The organism is Streptomyces sp. NPDC001728, assembly GCF_040297565.1.
In the GTDB taxonomy this organism is placed as follows: domain Bacteria; phylum Actinomycetota; class Actinomycetes; order Streptomycetales; family Streptomycetaceae; genus Streptomyces.
Map to the genome: position 1 here is coordinate 428,854 of NZ_JBEOZK010000003.1, position 11,442 is coordinate 440,295.

Below are 11,442 nucleotides of genomic sequence, written 5' to 3' on the forward strand. Positions count from 1 at the left end.
CCCTCAGGGCCCGTCCGGCGCGTCCCTGAGCGCCGCCAGCAGGCGGGCGGTCGAGGCGCGGGTGTCGGCGACATGGGCGCGGGCCAGTGTCTCCGCGGTGTCCTCGTCGCCGTCGCGGACGGCCTCGTAGAGCCGCTCGTGGGCCCCGCACATCGGCTCGCCGTCCGACTGCGCCGAGGTGAGCCGGAAGAGGCGGCGCAGCCGGGAGTCGAGCGGGGTCATCAGGTCCATCAGGAGCGGGTTGCCGGAGAGTTCGACGATCCGGCGGTGGAAGTCGGCGTTGAGGGAGACGGCCTCGCGGAGCCGTCCGGACTCCGCCGCCTTCCTGGCCCGCGCCAGCAGCCGCTCCAGGTCCCGCAGCCGTGCCGGGTCCGCGTGCCGGGCGGCCAGCCGCGCGGCCAGGCCCTCCAGGTTCTCCCGTACGTCGAAGAGGTACTCGGCGTCCTCCGGGCCGAAGTCCGCCACCACCGAACCCCGGCGCGGCTGCACCGACAGGAAGCCCTCCGACTCCAGGCGCTGCATCGCCTCGCGCACCGGCACCCGTGAGACCCGCAGCTCGTCGGCGATCTCGCGCTCCACGAGCCGCATGCCGGCCGGGTACTCCGCCTCGATGATCCGTTCGCGCAGCTCCACGTAGACCCGCTCCCGCAGGGACACATGGGTGTCCCCGATGGCGGTGCCGCGGACGGCGGGGCGCTGGACGGTCATGGGGGCGGCTCCAGTCGGGCGGGAGGGGTGAGGCGGCGGGTCGGACGGGCCGACGGTCGCGACGGGCTCGTACTCCCTCGATCTTCGCAGACCCGCCGGCGCGCGAGCCGCCCGGCCGGGTGCGGCGGCGGCCCGCGGAATTCAGTCCCCGTAAAGCGTTGATCGGTATTCGGTATACCAGCTACGTTGGCGCCGCACCGCGCTCACCAGGGGATGTCCAGCACGGCCCCTTCGAGACCCGCGAACCGTGAAGGAGAAGTCATGGGCGAACCCACCGCCCTCACCGGGGTCACGCTCCCCGACGGCCGCACCGCCGACGTCCACCTGAAGGACGGCCGCGTGAGCGCCGTCGAGGACCACGCCCCCGGCCGCCCCACCCCGCCCGGCGCCCTCCACCTCGGCGGCGCGCTCCTGCTGCCCGCCCTCGTCGACGGCCACGCCCACCTCGACAAGACCCTCCTCGGCGCCCCCTGGCGCCCGCACCGCGCCACCGCCACCCTGCGCGAGCGGATCGAGGCCGAGCGCGCCTCCCGCCACACCGAGGAGGTGCCCGTCGCCGTACGGGCCGCCGCCCTCGCCCGCCGGATGGTCTCCCTCGGCACCGGCCACGTCCGCTCCCACGTCGACGTCGACCCGGACACCGGCCTCCGTCATCTGCACGCCCTCCTCGGCGTCCGCGAGGAGTTCAGCGACCGGCTCGGCATCCAGCTCGTCGCCTTCCCCCAGAGCGGGGTCGTCACCGCCCCCGGTGTCGCCGGCCTCCTCGACGCGGCCCTCGCCGACGGCGCCGACCTGATCGGCGGACTCGACCCGGTGGGCTTCGACGGCGACGCCGACGGCCAGCTCGACATCGTCTTCGGCCTCGCCGAACGCCACGGCAAGGGCATCGACCTGCACCTCCACGACGGCGGCGAGAGCGGCACCGCCCAGCTGCGGAACATCGCCGCCCGCACCGCCGCGCTCGGCCTCGGCGGCAAGGTCGCCGTCAGCCACGCCTACGCCCTCGGGGACGTCGACGACAGCGAACTCGACCGCACCTGTACGGCCCTCGCCGCCGCCGGGGTCGCCATCATGACCAACGGCCCCAGCGGCCCGGTGCCCCCCGTCCTGCGGCTGCGCGAGCACGGCGTCCGGGTCTTCGCCGGCTCCGACAACATCCGCGACACCTGGTGGCCCTACGGCACCGCCGACATGCTCGAACGCGCCACCGTGATCGGCCTGCGGGCGGGGCTCATGACCGACGCCGAACTGGCCGCCGCCGCCTCCCTCGTCACCGACGAGGCCGCCGCCGCCCTCGGCCTCGACGGCCACGGCCTCACCCCCGGCAGCCGCGCCGACCTCGTCGCCGTCGCCGCCGGGTCCGTCGCGGAGGCCGTCGCCTCCCACCCGCGCCGACTGCTCGTGCTGCACGCCGGGCGGATCGTCGGCCCCTTCGCCGACGACACCTACCCCGTGACCGTCCCGTCCGCCGGAGGAACCGGATGAGCGCCGACACCACCTCCCGTACGGCTCCGGCGGCCCCCGAGGCGGGGAAGCTCGCCGCCGGCCGCATCGGCACCTTCGACCTGGTCTTCTTCGTCGTGGCCGCCGCGGCCCCGCTCACCGTCCTCGCCGGGGTCGCCCCCTTCGCGATCGGCATCGGCGGCCCCGGCGCCCCGCTCGCCTACCTCGTCTCCGGCGTCCTGCTCGCCCTCTTCGCCGCCGGGTTCACCGCGATGAGCCCGTACGTCCGCAACGCCGGACGGCGACTGGTCGCCCTCCGTATCCGCCGCACGGACCCGGAGCGGTACGCCTCCCTGACGACGGTGGACGTCGAACGCGACTGATCCGGTACGGGGGTGGGGCCCGGCTCCACCCCCGTACGGCGTCCCTCAGACCAGGCGGCCGTCCCGGGCCACCACCCGGCCGGCGCGGACCACCAGGTCACGGCGCGGCAGGTCCACCACCGCCTGCGGCAGGCACTCGCCGTCGACCAGCATGAAGTCGGCCGGGGAACCCGGGCGGAGATCCGCCTTCGGGAGGCCGAGGAGGTCCGCGCCCCCGTCGGCGGCCAGTCGGAAGCAGGCCTCCAGCTCCTCGTCGAGCCGCAGGTCCAGGGCCCAGGCGGCCAGCCAGGCGCGGTGCAGCATGTCGGCGTTGCCGAACGGGCTCCAGTTGTCCCGGACGCCGTCCGAGCCGAGCCCGACCCTGACCCCGCGCTCGGCGAGCCGCCGGAACGGCAGGATCGTCGTCACCGACAGGGCCACCGTCGTCAGCGCGATCCCCGCGTCCGCGAGCAGGTCCGCCGTCTCGTCCAGCTCCGCGTCCGGGAGACCGGCGACCGCGAAGGCGTGCGCCACGCTCACCCGGCCCTGGAGACCGAGCGCCCGGGTGCGGGCCGCGATGTCCCGCAGCGGCGCGAGGCCCTGCTCGCCCCGGTCGTGGAGGTGGATGTCGAGCCCCAGACCGTGCTTCTCCGCGAGCGCGAAGACCGTGCCCAGCTGGTCGCCCCCGTGGCCGCCGTCCGCGTCGAAGCCGGCCGGGTCGATGCCGCCGATGTGGGTGACGAGCCCGCTCTCGGCGGCCTCCGCCAGAAGCCCGGCCACCCCCGGCGTCCGGACCACCCCGTGCTGCGGGAAGGCCACCAGCTCCACGTCGACGATCCCGGCGAGCTTCCGGGCCGCCTCCGCGACCCCCTCGATCCCGGCGAGCCCGTAGGCCGGGGCGACGTCCGCGTGGGCGCGCATCGCCCGGGTGCCCTGCGCCGCCGCGTGCGACATCAGCCGCAGCGCCCGCTCGCCCACCGGGGCCGGCAGGGCGCGGGACAGCTCCACGTCACCGGCGACGTACTCGGCGATGCCGTGCGCGGGGCGACGGCTGTGCCAGGGCTCGCCCCAGGAGGTCTTGTCCGGGTGGATGTGCGCGTCGACCAGGGTCGGCAGCGCCAGCCGGCCGCCGCCGTCGACCCGCTCGACGACGGCGTCCGACGGCGCCTCCGCCACCAGGAGTCCGTCCACGACGTACGGCCCTTCGGCGGGCCGGCCCGCCGAAGGGCCGTACGTCGTGGAAGAGGGTGGCGGTGGGGAGTGGCGGCGGGGTCACGGGGCGCTCCTCGGGTACGGGTCGGCTGATGCCCTATTTGGTATACCACGAGCTTCGTGCGGCGCACCCGCGCTGCGGGTCAGGGCGCGGGAGCCTGGGCGCGGCGTGAGCGCGCCGTCCGTCGTGCCCGCCCGTTCCGCCCCGGCGGAACGCATGCCCACAACGGGCTCACCACGCCAGGTCCTCCAGCGCGTCCAGGTCCGGCACCGCCACCGGCTCCGGGCCGTCCGAGCCCACCCGCAGCTCCGCCCAGATCGTCTTGCCGCGCCGCGCGTACCGCGTGCCCCAGCGCTCCGCGTACTGCGCCACCAGATACAGCCCGCGCCCGCCCTCGTCCGTCGTCGCCGCGTGCCGCAGGTGCGGCGAGGTGCTGCTGCCGTCCGACACCTCGCAGATCAGCGTCCGGTCGTGCAGCAGCCGGACCCGTACCGGATCCGCCCCGTACCGCACCGCGTTCGTGATCAGCTCGCTGAGGATCAGCTCCGCCGTGAACGCCAGTCCGTCGAGCCCCCACTCCGACAGCTTCGCCGCCGCCGCGTTCCGTATCGGCGACACCGCCGCCGGATCGCGCGCCACCTCCCACTCCGCGATCCGGTCCTGGTCGAGCAGCCGGGTCCGCGCGACCAGCAGCGCGATGTCGTCGCGCGGCGACGGCGAGAGCAGCGTCGCGAGCACGTCCGCACAGGTCTGTTCCGGAGTCCGGTCCCGCTGGGCGAGCGTGGAACCCAGCAGGTCGAGCCCCGTGTCGAGGTCCCGGCCCCGGTCCTCCAGGAGACCGTCAGTGAACAGCACCAGCTTGCTGCCCTCCGGCAGCCGCAGCTCCGCCGTCTCGAACGGCACGTCGCCCAGACCCAGCCCGAGCGGCATCCCCCGTGGCAGGTCCGGGAACTCGACCCGCCCGTCCGGGCCCACCAGGGCCGGACCGGGATGCCCGGCGCTCGCCACCGTGCACAGCCCGGACGCCGGGTCGTAGATCGCGTACAGACAGGTCGCGCCGGTGATGCCCTCGTCCCGCCGACGCGCCTCGCCGTCCGGCCCCTCCGACTCCCGGTCGTCGATCCGGCCCGTCAGCTCGTCCAGGTGCCCGAGCAACTCGTCCGGCGGCACGTCCAGCGTCGAGAAGTTGTGCACCGCCGTCCGCAGCCGCCCCATGGTGGCCGCCGCGTGCAGCCCGTGCCCCACCACGTCCCCGACGACCAGCGCCACCCGCGCCCCGGGCAGCGGGATCACATCGAACCAGTCGCCGCCCACGCCCGCCTTCGCCGGGAGATAGCGGTACGCCACCTCCACCGCGCTCAGGTCGGGCAGCACCCGGGGCAGCAGGCTCCGCTGGAGCGTCACCGCCATCGCGTGCTCCCGCGTGAACCGGCGCGCGTTGTCGATGGCGACCGCCGCCCGCGCGGCCAGCTCCTCCGCGAACGACAGGTCCTCCTCCCCGAACGGCTCCGGGGTGTCCGCGCGCCAGAAGTTGGCCATCCCCAGGACCACCCCACGGGCCAGCAGCGGCACCGTGAGCAGCGAGTGCATCCCGTACGCCAGCGCCTGCGCCGCCCCCTCGGGGTCCTGCGCCCGCCAGCCCTCCGCCGCCGCCAGCTCCGCCTGCACCACCGCGTGCCCCGCCCCCAGGGCCTTCGCCATCGGGGTGTCGGACACATCGAACCGCACGGTGTCACCGACCGGCTGGAGCGGCTGGTCGGGCCGCAGCCCGCTCAGCGCCGTCCGCCGCATCTCGGTGGCCGCCGCCGCCGACCCCGGCGGCTCCTCCCCGCGCAGCACCGGCTCAAGCAGCTCCACCGTCGCGAAGTCCGCGAACCTCGGCACCGCGACCTCCGCCAGCTCCTCCGCCGTCCGGACGACCTCCAGCGTCGTCCCGATCCGCACGCCCGCCTCGTACAGCAGCTGGAGCCGGCCACGGGCCACCGCGGCCCGGCCCGTCACGGCGGCCAGTTCGGTGGTGTCCCGCATCGTCATCACGCTGCCGGACTCGGAACCGTCCGGGGCCGTCGGCCGCACGCTCACCGCGAGCAGCCGGTCGCCCGCCCGGTGCACCTCGTCCGTCGCGGACCGCCCCGACACCAGGAGTTCGACCGTACGGGGATCGAGACCCAGCTCCGAGACGTGCCGCCGCTCCGCGTCGGCGTCCAGGCCGAGCAGCCGGCGCGCCTCGTCGTTGGCGAGCAGCAGCCGCTGGTCCGCGCCCACGATCAGCACCCCTTCGCGGACCGCGTGCAGCACCGCCTCGTGGTGCTCCTTCATCCGCGTCATCTCGGTGGGGCCGAGGCCGTGCGTCTGCCGCCGCAGCCGTCGGCTCACCAGGCCGGCACCGCCCACGGCCAGCACCAGCGCGGCCGCCGCCGCACCGGCGAGCAGTGGCAGCCTGCTCTCCACCGCGTGCGTGATGCTCTCCACCTCGATGCCGCTGGTGACCAGGCCGATCGTCCGGCCGTGCTGGTCCACGACCGGCACCACGGCCCGCACGGCGTCGTGGGGAGCGCCCCGGAAGTGCTCGGTGAAGGATTTGCCGTCCACCGTCGCGCGGGTGAAGTCCCCGCTCGCCTTGTGGCCGATCAGCGTCTGCAGGGAGTCGGTGTACCGCACGCCGGCCGGGCTCAGTACGGAGATGAAGTCCACCCCCGTCGCCTGGCGGGTGGCCTCCGAGCGCGACTGGAGCACCGCCGTCGGGTTGGGGGAGGACAGGGCCTCGTCGATGCCGGGCGCGTGCGCGAAGGCCTCCGCGACGGCGAGCGAACGCACCCGGGCGTCCCGGTCGGCGGCACTCTGGGCCTGGTGGAAGGTCACGAACACGGCCGCCGCGATCACCAGGAGCGCGATGAGCGCCTCCAGGACGAACACCTGGCCGGCGACGCTCCGGAGCCCGGTCCCGCGCTCCCCGGAGCGAGAGCGTTTCGCGGAGCCGGAGCTCTTCGCGGAGCCGGTGCCTTTCGCGGAGCCGGTGCCGGGGCCCGCCTGCGCACCCGTACCCGGACCCGTACCCGCCGTCGGCTGCGAGCCCCGTCCCCGCCCCCCGCCCCGTCCCCGCCCCCCGCCCCGGTCCCGGGCTCCGCCCCGGTCCCGGGCTCCGCCCCGGTCCCGGGCTCCGCCCCGGTCCCGGGCTCCGCCCCGGTCCGCGGCCGTCATCCCGTGCTCCGGGCGATGAGGAGCGCCACGTCGTCCGCCGCGCCCGGCCGCCGCAGCGCCCGGAGCAGGTGGTCGCAGGTCTCCTCAAGAGGGCCGCGCGCCTCGTCGAGGAGGCCCACCAGCAGGGCCATCCGCTCGTCGATCGCGTCGTGGCGGGTCTCGATCAGACCGTCCGTGTAGAGCACGAGCCGGTCCCCGGGAAGAAACGGCACCCGGGTCGTACGGAACGTCCCGCCGCCGACCCCGAGGGGCACTCCCGGCGGCACGTCCACCAGCTCGGCAGGTCCGTGCGCGGGGACCCGTACCGGCGGCAGATGGCCGGCGTTCGCGATCCGGCACCCGCCGCGGACCGGGTCGTACACCGCGAAGAGACAGGTCGCGATGTAGTGCTCCAGGCCCGCGGTGATCCGGTCCAGGTGCGTGAGGACCTGGTCGGGCGGCAGATCGAGGTCCGCGAACGCGCAGGTCGCGGTCCGCAGCCGGCCCATCGTCGCCGCCGCGTCGATGCCGCTGCCCATCACGTCCCCGACGACGAGGGCGGTCTTGCCGTCGGGCAGCGGGATCACGTCGTACCAGTCGCCGCCGACCTCGCTCGACGCCTGCGCCGGCTGGTAGCGGGCCGCGATCTCGAGTCCGGCCCGCTCCGGCGGCGTGCCCGGCAGCAGGCTGCGCTGGAGGGTCACCGCCGAGTTCCGGACGCTCTGGTACCAGCGGGCGTTGTCGATGCTCACGGCCGCGCGGGAGGCCAGCTCGGTGGCGAGCAGGACGTCGTCGCCGTCGAAGGGGAGCGCGTTGCGGTCCCGCTTGAGGTCGAGCGCGCCGAGCACCTCGCCACGCGCGATCAGCGGCACGGCGAGGTAGGAGTGCACGCCCGCGCGTGCGAGGAGTTCCGCCGCCTCGGGGCTGCGGGCGATCCGGGCGAGGTCACCGGGGCCGACGTGCTCGACGAGGACAGGCAGACCGGTGTGCACGCACCGGGTGACGAGCCGGTCCGCCCCGTACATCGCCACCTCCCCGGGCGGGTCCGCCGCCGGCAGCGCGTCCGTGCGGCCCGAGGTCTTCAGCGCGAGCGCCCGGAACAGTTCGGGGCCCTCCTCGGGGGCGCCCGGTCGGCGGAGCGTCAGGACGGAGTCGAGGACGTCGACCGCCGCGATGTCCGCGAGCACCGGCACCACCACCGAGGCCAGCTCGTCGGCCGTGCGCTCCACCTCCAGGGTGGTGCCGACCCGGGCGGAGGCGTCCGCGATGAGCGCGAGGCGGCGCCGGGACCGGTTCGCCTCCGCGTCCGCCCGGTGCCGCTCGGTCACGTCGATCACGGAGGCCGCGACGCCCAGGACCCGGTCCTCGGCGCCCTCCAGCCGGTAGAAGGACAGCGACCAGGCGTGGTCGTGGTCGGGGTCCGCCGGGGTCCGGCCGACGAGGGGATGGTCGAGCAGCGGGGTGCCCGTGGCCAGGACGGTGCGCAGCGCGGCCTCCAGGCCGGGGGCGTCGGCCTGCGACAGCATGTCGCCGATCCGCCGGCCGAGGTGCAGGGGGGCGGGCACGCCGTGGATACGCTCCAGGGCGGGGTTCACCAGGACGTAGCGCAGCTCGGTGTCGAGGACGGCGAGGCCGATCGGGGACTGGGAGACGAGCCGGTCGGAGAGGGCGAGCTCGGTCTCGATCCGCTCGACGGCGGCGCGGTCGGCGGCGATCCCCAGCGCGTACAGGCCGCCCAGGTCGTCGGTGAGCCGCATGTTGCGGAACTCCACCTGCCGGACGGTGCCGTCCTTGTGCCGCACGGGGAAGGTGCCCGCCCAGGCCGTGCCGTCGCGCAGCACCTGGCCGAAGAGGCGCATGGCCTCCTCCCGGTGCTCCGTGCCGACGATCAGCCGGGCCACGTACCGGCCGAGGGCCTCATCGGCGCGGAAGCCGAAGAGGGCCTCGGCCTGCGGGCTCCACAGCACGATCCGGCCCTGGGCGTCGATGACCACGGCGGCGACCCCGAGCACGTCGAGGAGCCCCGTGCCGTCCAGGGGGACACCCGCCCGCCCCGTCGTCCCCGGGAAGGAACCGGCCGTCACACTGCCCTCCTCCCACCGTGACCACGCTTGCTTCCATGCTCCCCGCCCCCCGGGCCCACCGCACCGCGAGCCGTCGGCGCCGGGCTCCCGCCGCCCCGTACCGCCAGGAACGCCGCCCAGGCCAGCCCCGCCAGGGCGAGCAGCGGGAGCACGACGCGTACGTCGACCAGCGCGATCAGACCCGCGCCCAGGGCGATGGCCAGCGCGTTCGGTGCGAGGATCAGGGTGTTCGCGGTCGCCGCGACCCGGCCGAGCGCCCCCGGCGGCGCCGCCTTCTGCACCGCAGTCGTCACCGCGACGAGGACCCACGGGAGGCCCAGGCCGATCACCGCGCTCGCCGCCAGGGCCGTCGGCCCGTACGGCAGCGCCCGTACGCCCACCGCGAGCGCGAACAGCGCGAGGCCGACGGCCGCGAGCGTGCGTTCCGGCATGCGGCGGAGCAGCGGGCCGGTGACCAGGCCCGCGAGGACCGAGCCCGCGCCCTGGACGGCGTAGAGCACTCCGGCGTACGCGGGGGAGTGCCCGAGCCCCCGGTCCACGACGGCGTAGATCGCCGCGCCGTTCACCCCGGCGAGCAGCATGGTGAACCCGCCCGTCGCGACGAGTGGCCGCAGTACGGGCGAGGCCCGGAGCAGCCGTACGCCCTCGCCGGTCTCCCGCCACCAGTTCCGGGACGCGGACCGGGCGGGGCGCGGCTCCTTGACCCGCATCAGCGCGAACACGCCCGCCGCGAGCGCGAAGCTGGCCGCGTCGAGGAGGGCGACGGGCCCGCCCCCGTACCGTGCGAAGAGCCCGGCGGCGACCAGCGGGGCGATCAGCTTCGTCGACTCGTTCGCGGTCATCCGCAGCCCGTTGAAGGCGCCGAGCCGTCCCTCGTCCAGGACGGTGGCGACGAGGGCCTGTTCCGCGGCGTCGTGCACGGCGCCCTGCGCCCCGTACAGCACGAGCATCGCGAAGAGCAGCCACACCCGGTCCGCCGACTCCACCCACAGGAGCAGCGGGAGCAGTGCGGCCATCGCCAGGTCGAGCACGACCAGGAGGGGCCGCCGCCGCACCCGGTCCGCGAGCGTGCCGAGCAGCGGTCCGAGGAGGACCGGGGCCCAGAGGGCGAAGGCGGCCAGGGCCGCCAGACTGTCGGACCCCGTCAGGGACTTGACCCAGATCCCGGAGACCAGCCACATCGCCGTCGTCCCGAACCCGGACACGACGACACCTGTCAGATACCAGCGCATGGGCCACAGGCTGGTGTCTGAGGAGGCAGGGGCGGATCGGGCACCTGCCCTAGTGATTCACCTGGTCAGGCCCGCTGCCGCCGGGGGCGGGTAAGGCCGTCACCGGGACCGGAGCGCTCTCGCGAGGGGAGTCGGCCGGCGGCCATCGGGACGGGACCGCCGTCACCGCCGCCCGTCGGCCCCGGTCCCTCCCGGCAGCGCCGCCGTCAGGTCGAGCTCGACCAGTTGCCCGGAGAAGCCGAGCCGGGTCACACCGAGTAGCGTGCTCGCGGTGGTCAGCGCCGGGCCGAGGGCCGAGTCGGTGAGCCGCCACCAGGTGGCGCCGAGCGCGTTCACGTCGTCGCCGGCCACGTAGATCACCGAGCGGACGACATGCTCGGGCCGGGCGCCCACCGCCTCCAGCGCGACGATCGAGTTGGCCACCACCTGGTCGATCTGGGCGTCGAGATCCCCTTCCCCCACCAGCGTCCCCGAGGGGTCGAGCGGGCACTGCCCCGCGAGGAAGGCCGTCCGGCCCGCCTCCACGACGGTGATGTGGTGGTACCCGGGAGTCGGATGCAGTTCGGGGGGGTTGATACGCGTGATCTCAGCGGTCATGCGCGCGAGTCTGCTGCCCCCGCCGGCGCGGCGCACCCCGTTTTCGCCGCGAGCGGCCGGACCGCGCCGGTGACGCCGTCCGTCACGCCGCCAGTGACTTGGCGGCGGTCCGCTTCTCGTGGAGCAGCGCCGCCCCCGTCACCACCGCGCCGAGTCCCTCCCACAGGCCCACGCCCAGGAAGCCGGCCGGGGCGCGGCCGGTGACGACCGCGAGGGTGAAGACCGCGCAGGTGAGGAGGCGGAAGGGAACCGTCCAGCGGAAGAAGGGCTTCCAGTCGGCGAGCGCGACGCCCACGTAGTAGACGCCCATGTTCAGCGCGGCCATCGAGGAGGCCGTGAGGAAGACGAGGGTGTGGTCGCCGTCCGCGCGCGCGCCTTCGGGCACCGGCTCGAAGCCCATCACCGTGATCAGCGCGTCCGGGACGACCAGGCCGACGACCCCCAGCGAGGCGGCGAGCACCCCGAAGACCGCGATGGTCCAGCCGGAGAGGGAACGGGGCAGGCGCACGGCGGTCCTCCGCGAGATGAGAGCAGGATCAGTCGCTCGAATACGTGATCGACACGAGCGTGACCCTGCATATCGTGTGACGGGCCCCGACGGCCAATCGGGGCCCTGCCCACGC

The 11,442-nt window shown here is 75.3% G+C and carries 9 protein-coding genes; 2 read left to right on the plus strand and 7 right to left on the minus strand.

The window, feature by feature from the left end; translation table 11 throughout:
* Positions 1 to 3 precede the first annotated feature (3 nt).
* Complete coding sequence (locus ABT154_RS07380; RefSeq protein WP_351853984.1) at positions 4 to 708, minus strand: GntR family transcriptional regulator; 705 nt, start codon at positions 706 to 708, stop codon at positions 4 to 6.
* A 261-nt stretch (positions 709 to 969) separates the two neighbouring features.
* Here ABT154_RS07380 and ABT154_RS07385 point away from each other — a divergent pair, with 261 nt between their 5' ends.
* Positions 970 to 2,193 (plus strand): amidohydrolase family protein, encoded by a 1,224-nt coding sequence (locus ABT154_RS07385; RefSeq protein WP_351853986.1) that lies wholly within the window; start codon positions 970 to 972, stop codon positions 2,191 to 2,193.
* Complete coding sequence (locus ABT154_RS07390; RefSeq protein ID WP_502969459.1) at positions 2,190 to 2,534, plus strand: hypothetical protein; 345 nt, start codon at positions 2,190 to 2,192, stop codon at positions 2,532 to 2,534. The genes ABT154_RS07385 and ABT154_RS07390 overlap by 4 nt, the downstream gene beginning before the upstream one ends.
* 45 nt (positions 2,535 to 2,579) lie before the next feature.
* Here the strand turns inward: ABT154_RS07390 and ABT154_RS07395 are convergent, their stop codons facing one another.
* From ABT154_RS07395 to ABT154_RS07420, 6 genes are all read right to left on the minus strand, one after another.
* Positions 2,580 to 3,704 carry an amidohydrolase gene (locus ABT154_RS07395; RefSeq protein ID WP_502969460.1) on the minus strand — a complete coding sequence of 375 codons (1,125 nt, stop codon included), beginning with the start codon at positions 3,702 to 3,704 and terminating at the stop codon, positions 2,580 to 2,582.
* A 253-nt stretch (positions 3,705 to 3,957) separates the two neighbouring features.
* On the minus strand, positions 3,958 to 6,642 hold the full coding sequence (locus ABT154_RS07400; RefSeq protein WP_351853989.1) for a SpoIIE family protein phosphatase: 2,685 nt from the start codon (positions 6,640 to 6,642) through the stop codon (positions 3,958 to 3,960).
* A 281-nt stretch (positions 6,643 to 6,923) separates the two neighbouring features.
* Positions 6,924 to 8,990: a SpoIIE family protein phosphatase gene (locus ABT154_RS07405; protein WP_351853992.1), complete on the minus strand. Its 2,067-nt coding sequence runs from the start codon at positions 8,988 to 8,990 to the stop codon at positions 6,924 to 6,926.
* Positions 8,987 to 10,222 (minus strand): MFS transporter, encoded by a 1,236-nt coding sequence (locus ABT154_RS07410; RefSeq protein ID WP_351853994.1) that lies wholly within the window; start codon positions 10,220 to 10,222, stop codon positions 8,987 to 8,989. Before ABT154_RS07410 ends, ABT154_RS07405 begins: the two co-directional genes overlap by 4 nt.
* A gap of 162 nt (positions 10,223 to 10,384) precedes the next feature.
* Complete coding sequence (locus tag ABT154_RS07415; protein ID WP_351853997.1) at positions 10,385 to 10,819, minus strand: RidA family protein; 435 nt, start codon at positions 10,817 to 10,819, stop codon at positions 10,385 to 10,387.
* 82 nt (positions 10,820 to 10,901) lie between these two features.
* Positions 10,902 to 11,327, minus strand: coding sequence for a hypothetical protein (locus ABT154_RS07420; protein WP_351854000.1), 426 nt, complete (start codon positions 11,325 to 11,327; stop codon positions 10,902 to 10,904).
* Positions 11,328 to 11,442 lie beyond the last annotated feature (115 nt).

Bases quoted from the DNA above. Each gene is read 5' to 3' on its own strand.
- ABT154_RS07380 (WP_351853984.1), bottom strand. From the start codon at position 708: ATGACCGTCCAGCGCCCCGCCGTCCGCGGCACCGCCATCGGGGACACC.
- ABT154_RS07385 (WP_351853986.1), top strand. From the start codon at position 970: ATGGGCGAACCCACCGCCCTCACCGGGGTCACGCTCCCCGACGGCCGC.
- ABT154_RS07390 (WP_502969459.1), top strand. From the start codon at position 2,190: ATGAGCGCCGACACCACCTCCCGTACGGCTCCGGCGGCCCCCGAGGCG.
- ABT154_RS07410 (WP_351853994.1), bottom strand. From the start codon at position 10,222: ATGCGCTGGTATCTGACAGGTGTCGTCGTGTCCGGGTTCGGGACGACG.
- ABT154_RS07415 (WP_351853997.1), bottom strand. From the start codon at position 10,819: ATGACCGCTGAGATCACGCGTATCAACCCCCCCGAACTGCATCCGACT.